Origin of the sequence: Nostoc sp., assembly GCF_036919675.1 — a bacterium.
In the GTDB taxonomy this organism is placed as follows: Bacteria; Cyanobacteriota; Cyanobacteriia; order Cyanobacteriales; family Nostocaceae; genus Nostoc.
Map to the genome: position 1 here is coordinate 74,676 of NZ_JBALCP010000042.1, position 22,477 is coordinate 97,152.

Below are 22,477 nucleotides of genomic sequence, written 5' to 3' on the forward strand. Positions count from 1 at the left end.
TAATGTATTCTTCTGATGCCCATTCAATTCCAGAATTGTACTACTTGGGTGCAAAGTGGGGTCGTCAGCTTTTAAAAGAAGTGCTAGAGCAAGCAATTGCAGATTCTGACATTACTGTGACTCAAGCAGAGGCGATCGCTGTAGCAATTTTACGTGAAAATGCCTTAGTTCTCTACCAATCAGCGTCCAGCATCAGCAAGTCGTAACCCTCAAGTAATTGAGTTTGAAATAAAGCGTCCCTTTTCAACGAAATAAGCGGATTCTCGCAGCACTGAACAGGCAGACACCAAACAAAGTGCGTCGGCTAGCAAAAACCGCAGGCATCACGGTCGTTGTCTAAGCCATCACTGAAAATTAGCTGTATCTCTTGCTGTGTGAGAATCTTGGCTCGACCGTGCCGATTGATTTTCATTGTCAGACTGTATACCCTGTATCACAGCGTACATCTGAACTGTCTTAAGTATCCTTGCGTCTTTGTCAAGATTTTGAGATATTAAATTGAAAAATTAATTCAGATAGAAACTTATGGCAACCGAGCAAGAGCTTCAATCTCTTTTTAATACCTTAGATAGCGATCAAGACGGCAAAGTCTCCATTAATGATCTTTTTTTAAGTCCTGGCTTAAGTGCAATCATCTCATCAGAAACAAATACCACTAGTCCCCAGGAATTGCTAGTAAATTATGATTCAGACAAAGACGGCAGTATTACCTTTGAAGAGTTAAAGGAAGCAGTTGAGAAAGCAAATAATTTAAACTAGCAGTCAAAAAACAAGGGTATCAATACCCTATTATCCTCATACCCTGTAAGGTGTGAGGGTTATTCTTCTCATTGTCATTGGTAAGAAATGTCAAAAAGTGGGATTGTAAGTAAGCCAATATGAGTATGTTCCACCCCCTGATTATTTTTAATATATAGAGAATAATAAATTTTCTTAACTCCAAACCCTTGTAGAGACGCGATTAATCGCGTCTCTCCAAACCCCTGTACAGACGCGATTAATCGCGTCTAAATTGTCAACGCCCGCCAGGTACGTTGACCAACTATTCCATCTGTTGCTAAATTCCGCTGGTTTTGAAAGGCTTTGATAGCAGTCTCTGTCAGTGCGCCAAAAATCCCATCTACTCTTACGGCATAACCGTTAGACACTAAAAGCTGTTGTAAGGCTCTAACAGCAACACCAGAGCTACCGAAATTAAGAGTAGGTAGAGGTTGGCTACTAAACTTCTGGAACCGTCCTGTAGCCTTTGCACGGACTTTACCTCCAGGCTGAGAATACTTCTTAGACTCACCTAAGTTAGAAGAAGCTAGGAACTGATTCTTTTTGCTGATTTTCTTAAGTATGTGTTCTTTATCCACTGCGATCGCACAAGGAGAAACCTGGTAAATTCCATCTGTCTGGATGAATTCAGGTGGTGTGGCTTCAGCCGTTATCTCTAACTGACCCTGTTTTGACTGCTTTACGTCATTTTCCATCTGAAATAATTGCTGCTGTGGCAAATTGGCCCCAGATGCTTGTCTTATTGTTAACACGTCCATCATCATCAGGCCAATTTCAGTCATTGTAGTTCATTTTAGGGACTGACAAAAAATAAATTATCCAAAATTATTTGTACATTTGTAGCAAGGCCTTGCGCCCCTACAAATTTTTTCAGATAATATTGAATTCCCTCCTTAACCGCCCTAGCAGCGCTGCCCCCTCATAGCGAGCATTTCTTGGGTGATGGCAGCATTCTGGTAAGCGGACACCGCTTTGGCATAGTGGGGATTGAGTAAAGTTAATCCCTGATCATACACAGAAATCGCTTCTGTAATATTGTTTTGAGCTTGGTAAACTTGACTCAAACGGCTATAGATTTTCCAGTTTTGGGGATTGAGTTTTAAGGCTTGGTCATACCCACTGACCATGTTCTTGCAGGATGCTGCCTAAGTTATAATACACCACTGGCAAGTCTGGCTCAAGAGCGATCGCTTGGTTGTGGTAAGTAACAGCAGTTTTCAAATCCCCTGGTTGTTGGTCAATTCCATAGCTAACTAGGGCTGATGCGGAATTAGACCTGTATTCATCAGAGCCTTCCCTTAACTCAGAAGCTCGTAAGCACCGCCGCGCTCCAGCGCCTGCTGGTAGGCCGGACGCGTGTGAATGCGATCCAGGAAGGCCATGAGCTTCGGACGGCTCGCGTCCAGTCCGGCTCGCGCGGCAGCCGCCTCCAGGGGGAAGCTCATCTGGATATCAGCTGCGGTGAATTCGTTGCCAGCGAACCACGTGCTTTTTCCGATCTCCGCTTCCTGATAATCTAGGTGCTGCGCGATCTGAGGCTGAATAAACGAGTTCTTGACGCGCTCGACAATGGCCCGAGCGATCGGCCGCACGAAAAAGGGTATTGGCCCCTTTTCGATTTGGTCAAAGACGAGCTTCAGCAGCAGCAAAGGCATGGCCGAGCCTTCTGCGTAATGCAGCCAGTAGGTGTAGCGTAGCCGCTCCGGCGTACCCGGAGCAGGAATCAGCCGTCCGTTACCGTAGCGTTCGACCAGATACTCAATGATGGCACCGGATTCGGCCAGGGTCAGGGCGCCGTCAGTAATCACTGGCGACTTGCCGAGCGGATGTACCTCGCGCAGCGACGCTGGTGCTAACATAGTTTTCGGGTTGCGATCGTAGCGCTTGACTTCGTACTCTATGCCGAGTTCCTCCAGCAGCCAAAGCACACGCTGGGAACGGGAGTTGTTCAAATGATGGACAGTGATCATCAGATTATTCTCTCAGCTGTATATTCATCGGACTAGTACACCACGGCGGAAATAGAGCAACCATTTAAAATCCCTAAAGAGCTTATTCCATAATACTTTTGACTTTTGAATGAGTGACTTCCGCCTTGCGGTACTAGCCTTTCCAAAGTGGTCAAAAACCTGGATAAATATATTCAATTTTTGGCATTTAACCTTTGTCTGCTTCGTGTATTTGCGGTTAAAAAATGTTTTTTAACTACGAAGACGTGAAGAAAAATCTTATTTTTATGCCTACACTTTGAAAAGGCTAATCTTAACTACAGCAATTCTAGTTACTTTCGGCCTCGCTTTTGCATTTCTTGCTGACGCATGGGCATAGCGTCAATTTCCTTAAAAATTGCTGTCGCCTGGACTGGTGTAGCATCACTGCGCTTAACACCACCATCTTTGCCCACCAAAATCACGCGGAAATTTTCTTTGTCAACTCCAAAGCGATCGCGCAACTTGGCGGCAGAAGACTCATCTATTGGCTGTCTGTTGGCATAGCTTTCATCTGTTGCCAAAACCTGAACAAGAACTAAATCCCGATCTGCAAAACCGCTGTTATGCTCTTGCAATAGTTGCATTTGCTGCTGATAGGTATGGTTATCAACAGACGGTGCAAAGACTAGTAGCACGCGGTTTTTCCATTTTTGGGAACTGAGGTTAAATGAAGACATTTTGATGGCATGATTGGTTGAACCTTGGGCAATATCAGCTTTGCTAACTGGCGACAGGACTATACATGCTAATAGGGGGAGGGCAATTAATACTGAATTCTTCATAATGGGTTGTTATTTGTTTTCTATCCTTTCAAGCTATCATTGGTTTCCCTACTTTTCCTCTATCTGTTGATGGTTTATCTTCGTATTAGGTTAGGTGAGGAGATGGGTGAGAATCACTCAAACTATAGCAGGCTGATGGTTTATCAAAATCTAGCCTGAAAACTTATCCTACCTCCTCAACAAAAGAGAAGTTTTGCCTTGTGTTTACAGCGCTGATTATGCCTACTGTTCAATATAGCGACGCGGCGTATAAACCCAGATATTACCATCGCGGCGCTTGATGGTTCGGGTTTTTGTGGAACCAATGAGAATAATTGTCCGCATATCAGCGGTTGCTGGTGTTAACTGGTCAAGTGTGATCGCTTTCACTGTCTGTCCTGGTCTGCCGAGATTTTGCGCCAACACTACTGGCGTATCCGGTGTTCTATGTAGCAGTAAAATCTTTCTCGCTTCTGCCAGTTGCCAGGTACGCTCTTTGGAAACAGGATTGTAGAAAGCAATTACGAAATCAGCTTTAGCAGCAGCGGCAATTCGTTGTTCGATCGCAGACCAAGGCTTCAAGATGTCAGAAAGGGAAATAGCACAGAAGTCATGCCCAAGAGGCGCACCAATCGCTGCTGCTGCTGCCTGCATGGCTGAGATGCCTGGTGCTACATGAATGTCGATACTATCCCATTCGGGTTTGGCATAGCGATCGCATACTTCAAAAACCGCTGTTGCCATTGCATAGATACCGGGATCACCAGATGAAACTACAGCTACATATCGCCCAGATGCTGCCAAATCAAGGGCCATTTTTGCCCGTGCTTCTTCTTCGCGGTTGTCGGACTCATGCCGTTGCTTGCCATTAGCCAAAGAACCAACTAAATCTAAATAAGTTTTATAACCTACTAAATCAGTTGCAGACTTGAGTATCTCCTTCACTTCTGGAGACATCCATTGCGATCCACCAGGACCCGTGCCTATAATCGCTAACCGTCCGCGTGGCTGACCGATGGTGTTGGGGTCAATTGGTTGAGGGGCAATGGCGATCGCCAAATGGGGAGATGAGGGAGATAAGGGGGATGTACCTGTGGCAGCGATCGCTGCTGCTTGGGCGGGGCTATAACCTTGTGAAAGTAGGCTTTCTAGCTGATTTGGGGTAAAAAAGCGGGCAGGCACTCCCAAGGCGCTAGCTACGGCGTGGATTGCTGGATCGGCAGCAGCGGTGATGGGTGCAAATATCCCGGCGACTGATGCTCTTTCTAGTCTGGCATCAGCTAGTAGCTGCTGTACTAAAGCGACTGCATCATCTGCATAGCCAATCATGCCACTAATTGCGATCGCTATAGTTGCTGGGTGGTAGACAAGGCAGTTGGCTCTAGGAGTGACCAAACGTTCGGTAACTTGGATAGTCAAATCTCCTTTTGGATCTATGGGCAGTTTACTATCGCTCAACCAAGCTGCTGTGCCTTCTAATTTGACTTGCGCCCCAGCTAGTAAATCTGAGATAAATTTCTTCGCATCGTCTGGGTTTGCTAAATGGTATCCAGGGGGAGGAAACAATAACGTTGTGCCCAAACGGAGGTCACCTGTGGTCGTAATTGCAGGCTTGACATCAAGCGCTTCGGCAATGCGGCGAGCCAAATCGTTTACTCCAGCAAGTCCGCCCAAGAGGGGCACAACAGCACTACCATCTTCAGCCACAGCTAGCACTGGTGGTTCCTGTTGTTTATCCGAGAGTACGGGAGCCAGCGTCCTGATCAGAATGCCGGCGGCACAAATGCCAATCAGCGGCGTTCCTTGGGCGAATAACTCACGCAACGTCTCGCCAAAATTAGTAAAGCTGACATCCACTCCCGATGTGCGGCCCGCTAGACCGTATAGTGTTGCCCCTGGTAGGACAGTGATTATTTTGCGTGCTACTGTCACGCTATTTTGACCTAGTACTACAATGGCGGGTGCAACGTTGATCATCATAAGTAGATATCTTATCAAAATTTGATATCCTTATTACTCTTGATCGCGACTAAGGTTAAGAACCAACGAGAAAATCAGCATTTCTGCCTTATGTGCAAATTTTCATTTCTTTGAGCAACTTTAGTTCGTAAATTCTCCACGACCGTTCTTACACTTCCCATCTGTCGCGTTCTTTTTTCAAATTGGTAGCTACTATATCCTTGACAAGCTGTAAAAACTCATTTAACACAGTAGATTGGTGATTGCGCCGCATTAGTGCAACAATCTGGATTTCCAAGTTTTCTCCTTCAATTGGTCTGTAGACAACTCCCTGACGCTGAATGTTTTGGACATTTTTCAGGAGTAATGATACCCCAACTCCACCTGCAACTAAGCTTAATACAGTCAGCATCCAAGTTGCTTCTTGCACAATTTTTGGTTCCTGACCAAAAACCTGTTTACAAAAGTCGATAATTTGCTTATAGAAGTGGACTATCTCTGGTGAAGGGAAAACAAAAGATTCATTCGCTAATGCCTAGACCTACACAACCTGACACTCTCTAGTTTTGAAGATAAGCTAGCAAGGCAAATCTACAATAATCTCAAATTACAAATTCAATCACAGATAAATATGTTTGTGGATTTGCACAGTAGCCAAAACTTTGGCGTTGCGCTACTCCTTGTATACAACGCAAGTCAGTATTATGCAGGCGATTTTCCTAGGTCACTCCTGTGCGACGCCGAACAGCCCATCGTAGACATCGCTCCCCTCTCAAGTTAATCAACCAAGCACTGTACAGTTGCTTCTGTACAGTGACTTTAATTAAGCAAACCAGCCCGCAACGCTAATACAGATGCTTGGGTGCGATCGCATTTCCTAAAATTAAAAAATGCGACGCCGAACAGCCCGTCATAGACATCGCTCTTATCTCAATTAGCTTTCCGCTCTTTGAGAACTTGATCTAGCAAGTTTCTAGCAGGTTGTGCTTTAGCCAACGCTAGTTGATGGTCATTATAAGCACGAACAAGGCGGGAAAGACTGCTTACACCTGCCTTGAGTTGCTCAAGTTCTTCACCAGCAACCAGTTCCCCATCAAGCATCCGCCCAATCAACGGTTTGATGTCGCCCACTTCCTGACGGACTTTTTGAAGCTTTTCTAGGTTACTGAGTAAGCTTTTAAGTGAGTTCAAGATGTCGTCAATATCCTGGGCATCCTCCACTGGTTCGGCCGAATCTTCAATTGTCACTGTATCTTGGTCTGAAATTGTCGGCAATTCCTGTGCAGACGTTTCATTTTTAACCCCGTTTGACCGTGCCATCAACGCTTCCTCAAGGAATTTTCCTTAGTGTATCGCTTATCCCAAGTTACTAAAAATAGTATTGTTATAATTCGTTAAATTTGGTGAGTATTAATACAGTCCATAATCAGGGTCACTTTCAATCGTTCAACGAATATGGAGGGTTAAATCTACTTCTGTTGCGGAAGAATCCACAGCTTTCTTATTCAGTTATATATCCTTCTTATCAGAAGTATTTCTATTTATTATAATAGGCAGAAAGGACTCCTATTTTATTTTTTAAAAAACTCAGTCCAATTTTAAGATACTTCTTGAATGTTGCCTATTACTTGCCTATGCAAGTAAGTTTAGAGGGAGCATCCCAATTTGGCAAAAATAAAAGAAGAAAGATTATTCGCGATGTAGACTCACGAATAATCTGGGAATTCAATCTTGTGGTTCTTCTGACTCTTGCTCAGATCCAGAAATAACGACAAATGATCTCCAAATGCTGCCCTCAGCGGTCACTCAGGCAGCATAACGCCCCAGTTCAGCCGACGTTTTGCCGTAAACGGTCGGCTGGAGCGCCTTGGAGAGCGCATTGTGTCATTGCATTTTCAAGCTTGATTTATTGCACTTGGCTCCATATAGATAATTTCCCAAATATGGCCATCTAAGTCACTAAAACCATGTCCGTACATAAAACCGTGGTCTTGTGGTTCATTGTAGGTTGTTCCGCCGGCGGTGACTGCCTTACGAACCATTTCATCGACTTCTTCTCGGCTTTGGGAAGATAAACACACAAGCACTTCTGTGCTTTTCGTGGCATCACAGATTTCTTTGGGCGTAAAAGTCTTGAATTTTTCGTGAGTCAATAGCATAACGAATATGTCATCGCTCACGATCATACTGGTAGACGTCTCATCAGTAAATTGGGCGTTAAAACTGAAGCCAAGTTTAGTAAAAAACTCCACAGACCGATTGAGGTCTTTTACTGGGAGATTCACGAAAATTTTAGTAGCCATGTTTTCTCCTTTTGAAAGCTCATTTACGTGTGTCAACTGCCCTACCCATTCTTGGGATGGGGCTTATGATTCAAGTTCCCATTTCTGGGCAGACCACAGTAGGCTGATTGACCGCAGCCCTAAGTTTTAGAAAGTCCTCACGAATATTCATCGCAGTGTTGTAGTCAGTGTGACACTCAAACCATAAGTGTCAACTTAAGCTATAACCCTTGTAAAATCTCGTTAAGAGTCTCTGGCTGGAAATGCATACCCTGGTGGCTCTGCCGCCAGGAGAGGGAGGCGGAGCCTCCGAACTGGCATTCCCAGTCTCAGACTGGGAACAAGGCAACACGAGGCAAAACTCCATCCATGCAATCGGCGGCGTTGAGTCTTTCGTATCTTTGCTCTACTACGAATGTTCGTGAGGTCTTCAAAAACTAAGGTTGCACCGGACTGAACAGACCGAGCCAATCACTTATTCAGCAAATGGTCACAGTCTTTTCTGAAATGTCTCTGTCTGCCTGACAACTTCAAAAGATGTCCTTTGGCAGACTTCGTGCCTTTTCCGTGGCAAGGAAGACTCAAGCCTTCGCCAATAACTCGTCGAGGCAGTCAAAGCTGGAGTTCCAGCCTTCGATAACCCCCATCTCTTCATGCTTGCGACGGTCCTCAGCAGACTCATGCATAATTCGGAGTGTGAGTTTGGTATTAGTGCCCAAATCCTCGAAAACCGCCGTCGTAACCATTCCCCTTGGCAGATCAACGTTCATGACCTTTTCAAAACCTTCATCAAATTCATCACTGGTAACAATCCGTTCAAGGGGCACGATTTCCCGGAAGACGCCTTTAGCCGGGTACTCCGTGCCGTCTGGGCCAATCATGACGTAGCGCCATTTACCGCCCGGACGCAGATCCAATTCAGTCACCTGGGTCGTAAAGCCTTTCGGTCCCCACCACTGCACTACGTGTTTCGGATCAGTCCATGCCTTAAACACGAGTTCACGCGGCGCGTTGAAGACGCGGGTGATGACGATCTCGCGTTCCGATTGAGCATCAGTGGAATCATTTTTATTGCTCATTTTGTTTCTCCTGGGTTTGTAATTCGTGCAGGTAATCATCCAGCCGATCAAGACTCTCTTCCCAGAATTGGCGATATTGCTCGATCCAATCCGCCGCGTCCTTGAGTGGCTGTGCTTCGATCTGGCAGGGTCGCCATTGAGCCTCACGACTCCGCGTGATCAGTCCGGCACGCTCCAGTACCTTCAGGTGCTTAGAAATTGCCGGAAGACTCATCTCGAAGGGCTTGGCTAACTCAGTGACCGATGCCTCACCCTTGGCGAGGTGAGCCAGGATCGCACGGCGTGTGGGATCGGCAAGGGCGGCAAAGATGACGCTCAGTTGATCGGTAGACATTTTTATTTAACCGGCCGGTTAAATAAAAATTAGTTTAAATGTACTATTGAAGAATGTCAAGCACTGACTTAACCTGTCGTTTGAACTCTTACATTGAAATAAGGTTGCTTTGTAGCCCATCAAGAAGGCAATATCTTCTGGTCTGCATACAATGGGCGTCCATTAACCCAAGTTAGTCGTAGATGTAACAAATGATTGCTCATCTCACTACTGCCCGATGTTAAGCAATTTCGCCATAGCCAACCGTTGCAGTTTCCCGGTAGCACCACGAGGTAGTTGATCCAAAATGTGAACTTGCTTGGGAACTTTGAAGTCTGCTAGCATGGTTGAACAGTAGGCTAAAAGTTCTTTTTCGCCAGCTTCTGCCTTGAGAACAACAGCGGCGTGGATATCTTCTCCTAAAGATTTGTGAGGGACGGCAAAGGCCAAGGCTTCGGCGACGGCGGGATGGTGCAGCAAGACATCATCCACTTCTAAAGGAGAAATTTTTTCCCCACCCCGGTTAATCAATTCTTTAATGCGTCCAGTTAAGCGGAGGTAGTCGTCTGCATCCAGTGTGCCCTGATCCCCTGTGCGGAACCAACCGTTTACAAAAGCTGTGGCGTTGGCTTCCGGGTTGTTTTCGTAGCCATCTATGACATTAGGTGCTTTTACCACCACCTCGCCCAAGCTTCCTTGAGATAGCAGATTGCCTTCAGAGTCCATAATGCCGACTTCCACACCAAAGCCATAACCTACAGTACCTGGTTTGCGAACTTTTGGCGGTAGAGGGTTGGTGGTCATTAAGTGAGATGCTTCAGTCATGCTGTAAGATTCCACCACGGGAGCATTGAGAGTTGCCTCTAGCTGTTCAATGATTATCGGGGGCAAGGAAGCGCTACTAGAGCGAATGAAACGAAAGCGATTAGCTTTGACAATTTCTGTGTTGCGGCTAGCGCGGGCCAAAATTGTCTGGTGCATGGTTGGCGCTGCGGAGTACCAGCTAGGTTTGTAGGTATCTACCAGTTTCCAAAACTCTAGGGCATTAAAACCATTGAGACAAATTAGTGTGCCACCCGAAGCCAGGGTTGCCAGCAAGCAGCCGACCAATCCGTGAATGTGGAACAGGGGCATTAGGCAAAGTGTAGTGTCAGCCGCAGTGAGTGAGTAAGCAGCAATGATGTTGCCGGCTGAGGCGATTAAGTTGCGATGACGAATCGGCACACGCTTGGGACGACTGGTAGTGCCGCTAGTGTGGAGAATCATCGCCATATCATCGGCGTTGGGGGCTACGGGATTCGAGGATTCTGCTGGTTCTGAGCCTGTTTTGACTAATTCAAAGCTCAATGTGCCGTCAGTGTTTACCTTGGCATTAATCAGGATCATGTTAGGTGTGACGGCGGCAATGGCTGCTTCTGGCCCCTCAGACAACGTAATCAGTGCTTTTGCCTGGGTATCTTCGTAGTAAAAGGCAAATTCTTCTTGCTTGTATTTGGGATTCAAGGGTGCAGCAGTGCCACACAGGGCGGCAGCCAAAAAGGTAATAGCCATTGGTGAACCGTTAGTCATGGCAATGGCAATGCGATCGTTCCGTTTCAATCCAAAGCTGTTGAGTTGGGATACTAGTCCAACAACATTCTCGCGCAATTGCTTATAGGTTAGCGATCGCCCCCCAGGTGTAACTAAGGCTGAATGATTGTCTTCCCCTGCTAAAAGCTCAAATAAGTTCATTAAAAACCTCCAGTAAACCGCATCCTCTTGTGGGAGTTGTTAGTAAAAGGGACTGGGCATTGGCAAAGAAACTTTTTCCTTGTCCCCCTTATCCTCCTTGTCCACATTCCCCATACTTTGACGCCGCCCTTCGGCTACGCTCAGGACAAGCTCAGTACAAGTGCCCAATGCCCAATTCAACCATTATTTGCTTTCTTTTGTCAGTAAGTTGATGGCAAAAAACAAGAGCTAAAATTAACTAAATAGAGTATCTATCGTTACTAGAAATCAGAAAAATCTTTTTCAGCAACTAAACCCCATCGATAAAATATGGATCGTCGGAATTTTCTAAAGTATGTCACTTTAGCAGGATCTAGCTTTGCCTTAACGAGTTGTGTTCAAGGCAAAAATTCCAAATCGCAGGGTGAGTTGTCTCCCTCAGCGTCGCCTGTGGCGGCAAATGAACCTCTGAAGGTGGGATTTGTTTATATGGGCCCTGTGGGTGATTTTGGCTGGACTTATGCCCATGATTTAGGTCGCAGAGACATGGAAGCCAATCTTAACGATAAGGTAAAAACTACCTTTGTCGAAAATGTCAACGAAGGTGCTGACGCTCAAAGGGTGATTCGCCAACTAGCATTAGATGGTAACAAGTTGATTTTTACAACTTCCTTCGGGTACATGAACCCAACAATTAAAGTTGCCAGAGACTTTGGTGATGTTGTCTTTGAACACTGTACAGGATACAAACGTGCTGCCAATGTCGGCACTTATTTGGGACGTTTTGAAGAACCGCGTTACTTAACTGGCATGATTGCTGGCAAAATGACAAAATCGAATGTAGTTGGTTTTGTTGGCGCATACCCAATTCCAGAAGTAATTCGGGGAATCGGTGCATTCACTCAAGGAGTGCGGCTAACAAATCCCCAAGCAAAAGTTAAGGTACTTTGGGTACAAAGTTGGTACGATCCAGCTAAAGAAAGAGAAGCGGCTCAAGCTTTGGTCAATTTAGGTGCGGATGTACTGACGCAGCATACTAACTCTGGTGCTGTTGTCCAATTGGCTGAGGAAAAAGGCATTTATGCTTTTGGCTACAACACTGATATGAGTAAATTTGGTCAAAAAGCCCACCTGACATCAGCTATTAACAAATGGGGCAAATTCTATACAGATAAAGCCTTGGCTGTAATGAGTAATACTTGGAAGTCGCAAGAGGTTTGGGATGGCATTGGTGAAGGGATGGTGGATATTTCCCCAATGAATCAGGCGATTCCTGCGGATGTGCAAGAATTGGTGAATGCGAAGCGCGATGAGTTTATTCAGGGTACTGCACATCCTTTTGATGGACCGGTGAAAGACCAAAAAGGGGTGGTGCGAGTCCCAACGGGTAAGGTGTTGGATGATCAGGGACAACTGGCGATGGATTGGTATGTTGAGGGAATTGAAGGGTCAATTCCTAAGGGGAAATTATAGTAAGCAATTCAAAATTCACTAAAACCTCCCTGGCGTAGAGAGCAATAAAAGAACAAATAATTTTAACCTTGGTTTATCTCAGACATCTGACCCTTCGGGTTCGCCAGTTGCCTGCGACGGGAAACCCGTCTTCAGCACTGGACTCACCACATTTGAACTTCTTAGCTTCCAGTTTGGAGTAAGTGAATCTACAGCAAACGATACATTTATATTTAAAGTTGGAGTAGAAGCGCCAATAGTTGCAACGTCCAGCCAGTGGGATTTTTCTAGATTCTATTTGCTCCGATTAAACTTGTATTTTACCTGCTGATACCAATTCTATATGAGGGTGTATAAAACTATAGAATAGGGTGATAGGAAAAATTAAACATTCTCTAAAGTCCAGTTATTACCCGACAACGATTTGAATCCAGATTAGTAAGAATTGCTTGACCTAGATTAGGGAGAAGTCGCCAAAATCCGATCAAGCAGGTGGCGACATTCGGTGAGTTTAAGAGCGATCGCTTTTAAGTAATAAACTCTGCGATCATCCGACTACAACAGGCTGTAATCCCAACAATGCCTTAATGTGAACAGCTTTGCAATCAGATTTGTTTTGCTAGAAGCGCGGATGGGTAGGTGTTGGCAAGAGGGTGAAGACAAAAATGGTTGTATTGCCCTATATGTAACCAGTTGAGCTTGAAAGCCGCTTGAGAGTAGCGGCTTTCTGCTGACTACGGTTCTTGTGTGTCTACTTTTGGGTGATAGTAGTCTTGAACGTATTTACTAGTCACTTCTAGCAGTTTGTCGTGACCTTCAGGACTTACCTGTGGGAACTCTGACCGGACGTTGCTGATATAAGAGGTAAAATCACTTTCACTGGGATCGAAGAACTCTTGCCCAATGACGAGTGCAGCATAAGTTTCAGACATCTTATTGCTGAATCCGTGCTCGGTGAGTCCATCACCGATGTAGCGAAATAGCCAGTTAGCATCAGGGTCCTGCTCAATCAATTTAGAAGCGTTTACTATGAAGTCTTGGTATTCTCTCATTGGGGTTACTCCTTTGGTTGTGTTGGGTTTACGAAGTTAACCACTCTTCAGCTAAACACACAAAACACGGGTCAGCTGATAATTCCATAGAATTATAAGCTTTCCACAGATGTCTCAGTTTTGTACCCCTGTAACTATTCCAAAGTCTAAGGTCGAGTACAAGTACCTCACCCCTAACACTCTCAACAGTGGAACTGGCTAGGGTAGTATTTTTAAGTTTCTACTCAATTCAATTGTGGATTGTTCATCAAGATTTATCAATCTCAAAAATCGTTGATATCTACCCGACAAACTTAATTATCTTTATCTTTGGTATTTTTTTTAAGCCCTCGAACTCACGTAGTATTAATCCAGAGATTTTTCTAAAGATGAGTTTGTTTGCCGTCAAGCCGCGATTCTGACGAAAGATACATCTAATGATCAACAAAATATCTAAACATCTAGAAAATTTACTGCGGTAAAGCTGGAGTTGTTAAGCCTTCTCAAGCCAAGGGATTGAGACGGAAAAATTATGCATTGTATAAATTTAGCCGCTTAACATTTTGTTTCATGTTAAAACGTTATTTTCTACTTAAATACTTAAACGTATTACTCGCAAATCCAGTATTAGTTAGCATCCTAATGCTCGCAGCATTGACAAGCGCTTGTCAAAACAGCGATCCGGCAGCAAAGGCACTCAGCCCCCCAGCATTGCCGGTGAAACTTCAGAAAATTGATGCAGGCACGCTCGAAGAAAGTTCTGTGTTTGTAGGAACGTTAGAGGCGCAGTAAAAAGTCACCCTCCAGCCACAAACTCAGGGTAGAATCGAATCGATTCTCGTGTCTAGCGGTCAGCAGGTGCAGCAAGGTACAGAAATCGCATCGTTGAGCTTGGATCAGACGCAGGCAAATGTTGCAAGTTCGATCGCAGCGGCTAGTTCAGCGCAAGCGGTATTAGGAACGGCTCAAGCACAAGTTTCAACAAGCCGAAGCCCAGCGAACTAAAGCCGCGGCAAATGTTCAGCTGCAACGAACACAATTCAATCGTAACCAACAGTTAGTCAACGAAGGAGCCATAGCTAGGCAAGAGTTAGACCTTGCCAGAAATAATTTACAAAGTGCGAACGCCGATTTGCAAGCTGCAAACAAACAAGTTGCTGCATCAGGCGCAGCGATTCGGCAAGCACAGGCAAATGTGCGCTCTGCCCAAGCGAGTACCGTTGCCGCGCAAGTCAATCTCAATTTCAAACGAGTGGTAGCACCGAACACTGGCGTAGTGGGTTATTTTCCCGTGAAAGTGGGAGATTATGTCAACACCGGACAAACGATCACCACGCTGACGCAAAACGATTCGCGTTCAGGTTTCAGCGACCTATACCGGGGCGGATGTAGAAACTGTCGAAACTGCGGTGACGACCACGTTGGAGCGACAAATAAACGGTGTCGAGGGAATGCAGTACATGACCTCGAATAGTTCAGCAGGCAGTAGCCAAATCTCGGTATATTTTGAGTCGCAGACGGATAAAAATATTGACCAAGTGAACGTTCAGAATCGGATTGCCCGGGCCACGCCTCGCTTGCCGACGACTGTGCAATAATTCGGTGTGACGGCGCAAACTTCTTCAACCAGCATTTTGTTAGTATATGCGCTTTATCCCCAAAATAATGAGTATGACGCACTCTTCATTAGTAACTATATTGACCTCAATTTGCGGGATCAGCTGCTGAGAACACCGGGAGTTGGCGATATCACGATTTTTGGTGAAAAGGAGTATGCCATGCGGCTGTGGCTCGATCCGAATGCACTGGCGGGTCGGCAATTAACCGTGACAGATGTGGCAACGGCACTGCGATCGCAAAACATTCTCGCAGGAGCCGGAACGTTGGGTCAACAGCCTGTACCTCCGGGTCAAAGTTATAGAAATTCCGCTGCGAGTACAATGGTCAGTTTAAGTGCGATTCGTTGATTGGTGAATAACGGTAATCAGTCCGTAAATAACTAATCCAGCCTGACAGCAGATTACTGTCACCAAAAAGGCTGAACTCTCGGTCAGATGTAGGTGAAAGCCCTACCATTCAGACTCAGAATTGACTCCTTACCTGCCCACACCGAACAAGCTCGGTTCTTGCAGAGTGAAGCTGGGAACAGGGCGCAATCAGACGACCGTTGCGGGTTGACACTGGCGCTAATAGGGAGTTCCTATGATGAAATCGAGCCTAGAAAAGCGACTTAGCCATGAGCAGGGCGCAACACAAAACCCCTGACTTCACTGGAATACATTCCCACCGAACATTTAAATACTATCGGTAAGAGTCCAGGGAATCCAGTAGTCGAATTGGCTACATCTAACGGAACAATCAATCTCTCCGAGGGAACGAATAAAAACGAATTGTGGGTCTAGGGGATGTCGAACCCCGTGTAGACCAGACGAGCGGATTAATCCCCACAATTCGGGTAGGACAGACCGTAATTGGTCTGAGGTGTTCAGAATACACAAACTCCAGAAGAGAAAATGATTAGACACAGTTACAAAACTAGTGAATCTTGGAGAGCATTACCGTGGAAGAAATTCCGCCGAAATCTTTTCCGCCTTCACTCATCGCGTGTACAAAGCGATTCTTGTTGGAGACAAGCGGAAAGCTCGGTCACTCCAAAAGCTTATTTCTAAATCCACCTCGGCTCGATTTCTTGCAATAAAGACAAGTATCTCAGCTAAATGCTGGTAAGAAGACGGCTGGTATCGATGGTAAGAAATCCCTATCATTCGAGGAACGCTTCAATTTAGAAGAACTACTCAAAGACAATAGTGGAAATTGGAAACATCAAGACTTACGGGAAATCCCCATCCCCAAAAAGGACGGGACAACCAGAATGCTTAAAATACCAACCATCGCGGATAGGGCTTGGCAGTGCCTAGTAAAATACGCACTCGAACCAGCACACGAAGCCACTTTCCACTCTAGGAGTTATGGATTCAGAACTGGGCGCTCTGCCCATGATGCCCAACGGTATATTTACAACAACCTAAACTCCAAGGCGAATGGAATAGAAAAACGAGTTATTGAACTCGATATCGAAAAATGCTTCGATCGGATTAACCACTCAGCAATAATGGACGAACTCATCGCCCCTAAAGGACTAAAACTCGGTATCTTCCGATGCCTCAAGGCAGGTGTAAATCCAGAATTTCCTGTGCAATGTTAATGTGTCCCCCTGCAATGCCAATGCATCCCGATGCATTAAAAACGCTACGCTTTTACGCAAAACTGTACTTAGTGATGTAGGTCATGCTGAACTCGGCTCGGAGACTTACGCCAGCAATGCGAGAAATAATGGCAAGCCGGCGATCGGCATCGCAATTTATCAATTACCAGGTAGTAATGCGCTGGATGTGGCGAAAAACGTTGAAGCGCAAATGAATGACCTGATGAAAGACTTTCCGCCCGGATTAAAAGCCAAGATTGTTTACGATACCGTTCGGTTTGTGCAAGCGTCACTCGAAGAAGTGGTGAAAACCCTCGTCGAAGCGATCGCCCTGGTCGTATTGGTAATTTTTCTGTTTCTGCAAAACTGGCGAGCGACGATTATTCCGATTGTTGCCATTCCCGTTTCGCTGATTGGCGCATTAGCATTTGCTTACGCGTTTCGATTCTCGTTGAACAATTTGACTTTATTTGGATTAATTTTGGCGACAGGATTAGTCGTAGATGATGCGATTATCGTTGTCGAGGCAGTCGCCCGTAAAATTGAACAGGGTGTTAGACCGTTTCAAGCGTCGGTCGAGGCAATGGACGAACTCACTGGAGCGGTACTTGCTACCTCGCTGGTGTTGATGGCGGTGTTTATTCCAGTGGCATTTTTCCGGGGTTCGACTGGAAAAATGTATCAGCAGTTCGCGTTAGTAATTGCCTTTTTGATCACGATTTCAGCGTTTAATGCGCTTTCATTCAGTCCCAGTATGTCGGCGATTTTGCTGCGCCCGCCACGACCCGCACGCGGCGCACTTGGCTGGTTTTTTGACCGATTTAATCAAGTATTGGCATGGATCATTCAACGGTATCTAGCGATCGTCAATTTTCTGATTCGGATTCGTTACGTTGTCATTGGATTGTTTGTGGTCGGTTTAGCTGCGACTTATTTTATGTTCACCCGTGTTCCGACCGGATTTGTTCCGAGTGAAGATCAGGGCATTCTATTAGGCATTATTCAAGGCCCGGAGGGGGTTGCCCTCGGCTATACCGATCAAGTACTTGAAAAAGTTGAACAAATTCTCCAAAAAGAACCGCTTATTAATAACGTTTTTGCAACTTCGGGATTTGGCTTTGCAGGTAGTGGGTCAAATCGAGGCGTGTTTTTTGCCCAGCTCAAGCCGTGGGAAGATCGCAGCAAATCCGATCAAAGTGCTTCTGCAATTTTAACCCGAATTAATGGCGCATTTCAAACGATTCCCGAAGCCGTGATCACCGCAGTCAGTCCCCCACCGATTCAAGGCTTTAGTATGTTAGGTGGATTTGAATTGCAGCTGGAAGACCGCACCAACGGGCGATTGACAATCGATGATTTTTTCGCCAATGCCCAAGCGGTTCTAGCGCAAGCAAATCAAAAACCAGCCCTCAAAGACGGTGTGTTTACACAGTTTACCGCCAGTACCCCACAGTTTGAAATCGACTTTGATCGTGATCGTCTCGAAGCGCTCAATGTCAATTTTCAGGATGCCGTGACCACACTTGGAACCGCCATTGGTTCGCAGTATGTAAATGATTTTATCCTCGGACAGCAGAGCTACCGCGTTTATGTTCAAGCAGACGGCAACTATCGGCGATCGCCGAATGATATTCGTCAGCTTTATGTGCGATCGACAAACAACCAAATGGTTCGATTGAGTGAGTTTTGCAACCTCACTCAATCGAACCATCTGTAATCAATCACTACAACGGCTTCCGCGCTATCGATCTGCAAAGCAGAGAAGCATCGGGCTACAGCAGTGGACAAGCGATCCAGGCAATGCAGCAAGCCGTGACCCAAGTAGCAACACCAGGGGTTGGCAGTGACTGGATTGGAACTGCCCGCGAAGAATTAAGCGCAGGTAACTTGGGCATTCTAATTTTTGGCTTCGGGATCATTATGGTGTTTCTCACACTTGCTGCTCAGTATGAAAGTTATATCGATCCCACAATTATTTTGCTGACCGTACCGTTAGCGTTGTTGGGTGCGTTGAGTGCGCTGGCGTTGCGCGGTTTGATGAACGATGTCTACGCGAACGTGGCGTTGGTGATGCTGATCGGACTCGCCTCAAAAAACGCCATTTTGATCGTCGAGTTTGCTAACCAAGCCTATAAACAAGGCATGACGATTCGAGAGGCAGCCTTGACCGCAGCCGAAGAGCGGTTTCGACCAATTGTCATGACTTCGAGTGCAGCACTGCTCGGATTTTTCCCTCTCGTAATCGCCACAGGAGCGGGTTCTGCCTCGCGCTGGTCGTTACGGCGTTGTTTGGGGGGTTACTCGTGGCAACGATCTTAAGTTTGCTTTTTGTTCCAGTGCTATACGTAATCATCAAGACTTTGGAAGATCGCTTCTTGAAGCACAAACCTTCTAATCGCTCCCAACCGCCTGCCTCAAATGCAGATGAGGATGAACAATCAAGAGCGATGCCTTCTCTTGGAGAGGCTTCGCCAACGGCAACGTCTTCTCCTTCGGAGACGCTAACGCGAACGACAACGAACACTCATCAACATTCATCTGTAATCGTGAAGCAAAATGCTGATGATAACAGACCTAATGATTCGAGTTATTGAAAAAGGGAATAGGGAGTTGGGAGTTGGGAGTTAAGAGTTATTATCTTCATCCCCTTCATCCTCCTTATTCCCCCATTCTGCCTTCTATTACAAGAGGTAAAGATTAAGTTACAACTTTGGGAGCTGCTGAGACAATGTAGAGTATCTTCTAATAATTTAGCAAAGTTATAAACTTTGAAGGAAAGCAAATGAATGCTAGACTGATCGCTTTCTCTGGCATTGTGACAGCATTTGTGGGTGCAGGAATTGGTTTTATTGCTGCTGATTTATTTCCTTGTCCCTACACAAGTCAAATGTATAAAGACTTGGATCAAAAATATGCCATTGTCGGTGCAGTTGCTGGTTTGGTGATTGGTTCGAGTCAGGAAATGATTCGAGAACTTAAGCAAGAGCGGGATGCGGAAGAAGACTTGCTGCGGGATTTTAACAAAGCTATTCAATCAAGTACAGATAAAAAAAATTACTGATCTGTTAGTGCAAGACATGGTTCTTTCAAAAGACTTCCCTACTACAACAACACGCTACTGTGGTGAAAGAAGTTGAAGAGTTGTGCTGCCTAAATTTCCGTCCAAAAAGTTGAGACACAAGGAGGTGAGAGTCAAATTAGAAATGCTCTCGTTTTCAATACTTAATACTGCTTAGAGCTTAACCAAACTATATTGCCTCGGAAGCGGAGTGGCTCAGGCTCCGCTCAGTTTCAGTCTGGGTTAAAATAAAAGCCTGAAACTCTCTTCACTTCTCTACAAGAGGCTGCACTAACGTGACGCTGCGCGAAGAATTTTGAATTTTAAATTGTTAATGGTGTTGTTAAATTAGCAGTAGCAGAGTTATGAATTAAAAACTTTATTCAAATTTTCTGGCTGCGTTACCGCCAAATATTGAGCCGTCATTTCCGGTGTGAGTAGTTCTATCATGACTTTGTTTTCCAACCAGAACTCAATAACATCAAATAAAGAGTCGCGGTTACAACGTAATACTCTCCAACCTTCCCGTTTGCCAATCAACTCAATTTTTTCTTGACTAGAAGAAACCGAGATTGCTGCATGAGTAGCTGTGAACCCAGAAGGAGTAACATCTTCTGCAAATATACACTGGTTATCTCCTTCACCAGGCATTAGCTGAGTTTTTAACGGATAAACTTCAATCCCTGTTCCATGTTCGTCAAAGGGAAAAACCATATAGCTACCTGAGTTAGGGAAGAAGGGAAAAGCTTGCCCATTGAAGACTTCAGCCAGAACTTGGGCAACGTGTAGGGGATTTTGAACAGAAATAGATATGTGATGAATCATACTTAATTACCTCATACCCCATAATCATGATGGGGTTTATAAATTTTTTGTTTCGTGGAGTGCTTATCTTCCACGAGTAGATTGATTATTTTTCACTCCATTTCTATTCATTTATGCAAAGAGTAAAACAAATTTATTTTTCACGGAATTTGGAAAAGCTCGCTTCCATTCCTTTCCCCTATTAGGCTAAGGGCAACTTGCTGACAAATAATTTGTTGTTTTAACCTTTTACTAGGGGTTTCTTAATATTGCTGGGATAATTTGAGGGTGCTAAGTATAGCCAACCCTAAAGGAGGTATAGAATTAACCTTTGGAATGAGTAGCGTCTAATGCGATCGCAATTTGCATTTCCGACCCCTTTTTGCGGTGACGTGTACCAAGTTAAAAGAGAAGTATCAATGGCATAAGGTAGAAGACAATCCCAAGGAAAAAATTTCAGCCCGAAGCATGAAAATGCGGAAAATATGAACATGAATGCGTGAACTACTTAAATGAAAAAGCATTCAAGCGTTTTGAGAAAGCAAAATGCCCGTTTGCTTGCTGAATTTACTGAAATGAATACGTCATATATCGAAATGAGAAAGCATTCAAGCATTTTGAGAAAGCAAAATACCTGTTTGCTTGCTGAATCTACCAAAATCAGAAAGCAATTAGGCGTTTTGTGAAAGCATTCAAGCAAAATACTTACTAAATCTACCAAAATGAGAAAGCAAACAGGCATTTTGCTGATTCAACAGGTTGCGCCCAGGATTCCCCAACTTCAGTTTCAGTTTGTTGGGAACGGCAGTTGCTCCACTACGCACTGAAAACCTGAAACCTAGATCCCCTCTTAAAAAGGAAGGAACTCTTAAAGCCTCCTTTTTAAGGGGGTTGACACGTAAATCCTATAGATGCATCAGACATAACTTACCAGTGGCAATGGCAGTTAGGTTTCAAGTTAGCGACAAAAGGCATTAAATTGGGTATATCTACACAGTTAAAATATAAGCTCTATAAGTGTGGTATCCAAAAAAAAAAGCCAGTCAAATTACTAAAGTCTTTAAGAATCAGCAGAGAGCTAAGGAAGCTTTTACCATAGTGCCAAGACGAACCAACCGTCGCTATGCACTCATGGCATTGATCCTCTGCTTGATAATTGTTGCTTGCACCAACACATATCAATCATCCCCTTCCCCAGTCAATAAGTTATCCAGTCAAAGTACAGATTTAAGGATTTGGTGGGATAAAGGTTCTAATTTAGAAGAGGATGAAGCGCTCAAGTTGCTGATTAGCAACTGGGAAAAACAAAGTGGTAAAAAAGTCAAGCTGACTTTTTACACTAACGATGAACTATCTGAGAAGACTAACAGGGCACTTCAGGCGCGCAATCAGCCTGACATCGTGATGAGTAGCAGTGCCGAGAGGGAGTTGATACCGCATCTGGCGTGGGATGGTAAACTGGCAGATGTTTCAGATGTTCTTGAGCCAGTCAAAAGCCTTTATTCTGATACTGTACTAGAAGCTGTTCATTTTTATAATAACGTTGCTAAAAGTGGTAGCTATTATGCAGTCCCAATTAATCAGTTAACAATTCATATCCACTATTGGCGCGATTTATTAAAGCAAGTCGGTCGGAGTCAAAAAGATATCCCTAAAGATTGGGATGCTTTTTGGGAATTCTGGAAACAAGTGCAAGATGACTTACAAGCACAGCCAAAACAGAATCAAAAACCAAAAATTTACGGCTTAGGTTTTCCTTACTCTGTTGCTTCTGCGGATACATACTACATATTTGAGCAGATTTTAGAAGCATACAATGTCCAAATTTTAGACTCTAAACGTCAACTTCGTTTTGATGACCCCAACGTGCGAGGCTCAATTGTTAAAAGCTTAGATTGGTATACCAAATTCTACCAGCAAAACTACGTTCCACCGGATGCAGTCAATTGGTTAAATCCAGATAAGTAGGTCAACCAAAAAAAACGTAAGATAGATAGAGTTCCGAAATTAAGTGATAAATGATGCCTAGCGCGTTAGGAATCATACTAACTG

The 22,477-nt window shown here is 44.8% G+C and carries 24 protein-coding genes and 3 pseudogenes; 13 read left to right on the forward strand and 14 right to left on the reverse strand.

Annotation, left to right across the window (positions count from 1 at the left end; all coding sequences use genetic code 11):
- Positions 1–2: 2 nt before the first annotated feature.
- Together V7K49_RS08425 and V7K49_RS08430 are read left to right on the forward strand one after the other, a co-directional pair.
- On the forward strand, positions 3–206 hold the full coding sequence (locus V7K49_RS08425; RefSeq protein WP_334868722.1) for a hypothetical protein: 204 nt from the start codon (positions 3–5) through the stop codon (positions 204–206).
- Positions 207–525: 319 nt separating this feature from the next.
- Complete coding sequence (locus V7K49_RS08430; protein ID WP_334868720.1) at positions 526–759, forward strand: EF-hand domain-containing protein; 234 nt, start codon at positions 526–528, stop codon at positions 757–759.
- 248 nt (positions 760–1,007) lie between these two features.
- Here V7K49_RS08430 and V7K49_RS08435 read toward each other — a convergent pair whose 3' ends face one another.
- The 12 genes and pseudogenes from V7K49_RS08435 to V7K49_RS08490 form a co-directional block, all read right to left on the reverse strand.
- Positions 1,008–1,562, reverse strand: coding sequence for a peptidoglycan-binding domain-containing protein (locus tag V7K49_RS08435; protein WP_335205191.1), 555 nt, complete (start codon positions 1,560–1,562; stop codon positions 1,008–1,010).
- 120 nt (positions 1,563–1,682) lie between these two features.
- Positions 1,683–1,907, reverse strand: a complete 225-nt coding sequence (locus V7K49_RS08440) for a tetratricopeptide repeat protein (RefSeq protein WP_335205192.1) — start codon at positions 1,905–1,907, stop codon at positions 1,683–1,685.
- On the reverse strand, positions 1,891–2,001 hold the full coding sequence (locus V7K49_RS08445) for a tetratricopeptide repeat protein (protein ID WP_335205193.1): 111 nt from the start codon (positions 1,999–2,001) through the stop codon (positions 1,891–1,893). The genes V7K49_RS08440 and V7K49_RS08445 overlap by 17 nt, the downstream gene beginning before the upstream one ends.
- Before the next feature lie 77 nt (positions 2,002–2,078).
- Complete coding sequence (locus V7K49_RS08450; protein WP_335205194.1) at positions 2,079–2,750, reverse strand: glutathione S-transferase family protein; 672 nt, start codon at positions 2,748–2,750, stop codon at positions 2,079–2,081.
- A 311-nt stretch (positions 2,751–3,061) separates the two neighbouring features.
- Positions 3,062–3,553, reverse strand: a complete 492-nt coding sequence (locus tag V7K49_RS08455; protein WP_334874599.1) for a DUF4174 domain-containing protein — start codon at positions 3,551–3,553, stop codon at positions 3,062–3,064.
- Between the two features lie 222 nt (positions 3,554–3,775).
- Positions 3,776–5,509, reverse strand: a complete 1,734-nt coding sequence (gene cobJ / locus V7K49_RS08460) for a precorrin-3B C(17)-methyltransferase (protein WP_442948657.1) — start codon at positions 5,507–5,509, stop codon at positions 3,776–3,778.
- Positions 5,510–5,660: 151 nt separating this feature from the next.
- Positions 5,661–6,011, reverse strand: a pseudogene (locus tag V7K49_RS08465) (LysR family substrate-binding domain-containing protein); the annotation flags it as partial.
- 410 nt (positions 6,012–6,421) lie between these two features.
- Complete coding sequence (locus tag V7K49_RS08470; protein ID WP_334874603.1) at positions 6,422–6,811, reverse strand: hypothetical protein; 390 nt, start codon at positions 6,809–6,811, stop codon at positions 6,422–6,424.
- Between the two features lie 575 nt (positions 6,812–7,386).
- Positions 7,387–7,794: a VOC family protein gene (locus tag V7K49_RS08475; RefSeq protein WP_335205196.1), complete on the reverse strand. Its 408-nt coding sequence runs from the start codon at positions 7,792–7,794 to the stop codon at positions 7,387–7,389.
- Positions 7,795–8,354: 560 nt separating this feature from the next.
- Complete coding sequence (locus V7K49_RS08480; RefSeq protein WP_335205197.1) at positions 8,355–8,852, reverse strand: SRPBCC domain-containing protein; 498 nt, start codon at positions 8,850–8,852, stop codon at positions 8,355–8,357.
- Positions 8,842–9,186, reverse strand: a complete 345-nt coding sequence (locus tag V7K49_RS08485; RefSeq protein ID WP_334961445.1) for an ArsR/SmtB family transcription factor — start codon at positions 9,184–9,186, stop codon at positions 8,842–8,844. The genes V7K49_RS08480 and V7K49_RS08485 overlap by 11 nt, the downstream gene beginning before the upstream one ends.
- A 207-nt stretch (positions 9,187–9,393) precedes the next feature.
- Positions 9,394–10,896, reverse strand: a complete 1,503-nt coding sequence (locus V7K49_RS08490; RefSeq protein WP_335205198.1) for an acyl--CoA ligase — start codon at positions 10,894–10,896, stop codon at positions 9,394–9,396.
- A 309-nt stretch (positions 10,897–11,205) separates the two neighbouring features.
- Here V7K49_RS08490 and V7K49_RS08495 point away from each other — a divergent pair, with 309 nt between their 5' ends.
- On the forward strand, positions 11,206–12,348 hold the full coding sequence (locus V7K49_RS08495; RefSeq protein ID WP_335205199.1) for a BMP family ABC transporter substrate-binding protein: 1,143 nt from the start codon (positions 11,206–11,208) through the stop codon (positions 12,346–12,348).
- A gap of 713 nt (positions 12,349–13,061) precedes the next feature.
- Here V7K49_RS08495 and V7K49_RS08500 read toward each other — a convergent pair.
- Positions 13,062–13,379 carry a hypothetical protein gene (locus V7K49_RS08500; protein ID WP_334874617.1) on the reverse strand — a complete coding sequence of 106 codons (318 nt, stop codon included), beginning with the start codon at positions 13,377–13,379 and terminating at the stop codon, positions 13,062–13,064.
- Between the two features lie 621 nt (positions 13,380–14,000).
- Between V7K49_RS08500 and V7K49_RS08505 the strand changes: the two genes are divergently transcribed.
- The 9 genes and pseudogenes from V7K49_RS08505 to V7K49_RS08545 all read left to right on the forward strand — a co-directional run bounded on the left by V7K49_RS08505 (position 14,001) and on the right by V7K49_RS08545 (position 19,624).
- Positions 14,001–14,150 carry a hypothetical protein gene (locus tag V7K49_RS08505; protein ID WP_335205200.1) on the forward strand — a complete coding sequence of 50 codons (150 nt, stop codon included), beginning with the start codon at positions 14,001–14,003 and terminating at the stop codon, positions 14,148–14,150.
- A 42-nt stretch (positions 14,151–14,192) separates the two neighbouring features.
- Entirely contained in the window at positions 14,193–14,363 is a 171-nt protein-coding gene (locus V7K49_RS08510; protein WP_442948658.1) for a hypothetical protein, read from the forward strand.
- 127 nt (positions 14,364–14,490) lie between these two features.
- A complete protein-coding gene (locus V7K49_RS08515) occupies positions 14,491–14,832 on the forward strand; it encodes a hypothetical protein (protein WP_334874623.1) in 342 nt (113 codons plus the stop codon).
- A pseudogene (locus tag V7K49_RS08520) lies at positions 14,768–15,325 on the forward strand (efflux RND transporter permease subunit). The gene V7K49_RS08515 and the pseudogene V7K49_RS08520 overlap by 65 nt, the downstream one beginning before the upstream one ends.
- Positions 15,326–15,871: 546 nt before the next feature.
- A pseudogene (locus V7K49_RS08525) lies at positions 15,872–16,557 on the forward strand (reverse transcriptase N-terminal domain-containing protein); the annotation flags it as partial.
- 7 nt (positions 16,558–16,564) lie between these two features.
- Positions 16,565–18,280 carry an efflux RND transporter permease subunit gene (locus tag V7K49_RS08530; RefSeq protein ID WP_335205202.1) on the forward strand — a complete coding sequence of 572 codons (1,716 nt, stop codon included), beginning with the start codon at positions 16,565–16,567 and terminating at the stop codon, positions 18,278–18,280.
- Entirely contained in the window at positions 18,250–18,882 is a 633-nt protein-coding gene (locus V7K49_RS08535; RefSeq protein WP_335205203.1) for an efflux RND transporter permease subunit, read from the forward strand. Before V7K49_RS08530 ends, V7K49_RS08535 begins: the two co-directional genes overlap by 31 nt.
- Complete coding sequence (locus tag V7K49_RS08540; RefSeq protein WP_335205204.1) at positions 18,867–19,157, forward strand: hypothetical protein; 291 nt, start codon at positions 18,867–18,869, stop codon at positions 19,155–19,157. Before V7K49_RS08535 ends, V7K49_RS08540 begins: the two co-directional genes overlap by 16 nt.
- A 188-nt stretch (positions 19,158–19,345) precedes the next feature.
- A complete protein-coding gene (locus tag V7K49_RS08545; protein ID WP_334874627.1) occupies positions 19,346–19,624 on the forward strand; it encodes a hypothetical protein in 279 nt (92 codons plus the stop codon).
- A 360-nt stretch (positions 19,625–19,984) separates the two neighbouring features.
- Here the strand turns inward: V7K49_RS08545 and V7K49_RS08550 are convergent, their stop codons facing one another.
- Entirely contained in the window at positions 19,985–20,446 is a 462-nt protein-coding gene (locus V7K49_RS08550) for a hypothetical protein (RefSeq protein ID WP_334874629.1), read from the reverse strand.
- 996 nt (positions 20,447–21,442) lie between these two features.
- Between V7K49_RS08550 and V7K49_RS08555 the strand changes: the two genes are divergently transcribed.
- The gene (locus V7K49_RS08555; protein ID WP_335205205.1) at positions 21,443–22,393 is read left to right on the forward strand and encodes an ABC transporter substrate-binding protein; all 951 of its coding nucleotides are present in this window, start codon (positions 21,443–21,445) and stop codon (positions 22,391–22,393) included.
- Positions 22,394–22,477: the final 84 nt, after the last annotated feature.

Coding starts and splice junctions, on each gene's coding strand:
- V7K49_RS08500 (WP_334874617.1), bottom strand. CDS start 13,379: ATGAGAGAATACCAAGACTTCATAGTAAACGCTTCTAAATTGATTGAG.
- V7K49_RS08480 (WP_335205197.1), bottom strand. CDS start 8,852: ATGAGCAATAAAAATGATTCCACTGATGCTCAATCGGAACGCGAGATC.
- V7K49_RS08495 (WP_335205199.1), top strand. CDS start 11,206: ATGGATCGTCGGAATTTTCTAAAGTATGTCACTTTAGCAGGATCTAGC.
- V7K49_RS08450 (WP_335205194.1), bottom strand. CDS start 2,750: ATGATCACTGTCCATCATTTGAACAACTCCCGTTCCCAGCGTGTGCTT.
- cobJ (WP_442948657.1), bottom strand. CDS start 5,509: ATGATCAACGTTGCACCCGCCATTGTAGTACTAGGTCAAAATAGCGTG.
- V7K49_RS08435 (WP_335205191.1), bottom strand. CDS start 1,562: ATGACTGAAATTGGCCTGATGATGATGGACGTGTTAACAATAAGACAA.
- V7K49_RS08505 (WP_335205200.1), top strand. CDS start 14,001: ATGCTCGCAGCATTGACAAGCGCTTGTCAAAACAGCGATCCGGCAGCA.
- V7K49_RS08430 (WP_334868720.1), top strand. CDS start 526: ATGGCAACCGAGCAAGAGCTTCAATCTCTTTTTAATACCTTAGATAGC.
- V7K49_RS08545 (WP_334874627.1), top strand. CDS start 19,346: ATGAATGCTAGACTGATCGCTTTCTCTGGCATTGTGACAGCATTTGTG.
- V7K49_RS08440 (WP_335205192.1), bottom strand. CDS start 1,907: ATGGTCAGTGGGTATGACCAAGCCTTAAAACTCAATCCCCAAAACTGG.
- V7K49_RS08550 (WP_334874629.1), bottom strand. CDS start 20,446: ATGATTCATCACATATCTATTTCTGTTCAAAATCCCCTACACGTTGCC.
- V7K49_RS08470 (WP_334874603.1), bottom strand. CDS start 6,811: ATGGCACGGTCAAACGGGGTTAAAAATGAAACGTCTGCACAGGAATTG.
- V7K49_RS08455 (WP_334874599.1), bottom strand. CDS start 3,553: ATGAAGAATTCAGTATTAATTGCCCTCCCCCTATTAGCATGTATAGTC.
- V7K49_RS08485 (WP_334961445.1), bottom strand. CDS start 9,186: ATGTCTACCGATCAACTGAGCGTCATCTTTGCCGCCCTTGCCGATCCC.
- V7K49_RS08475 (WP_335205196.1), bottom strand. CDS start 7,794: ATGGCTACTAAAATTTTCGTGAATCTCCCAGTAAAAGACCTCAATCGG.
- V7K49_RS08425 (WP_334868722.1), top strand. CDS start 3: ATGTATTCTTCTGATGCCCATTCAATTCCAGAATTGTACTACTTGGGT.
- V7K49_RS08490 (WP_335205198.1), bottom strand. CDS start 10,896: ATGAACTTATTTGAGCTTTTAGCAGGGGAAGACAATCATTCAGCCTTA.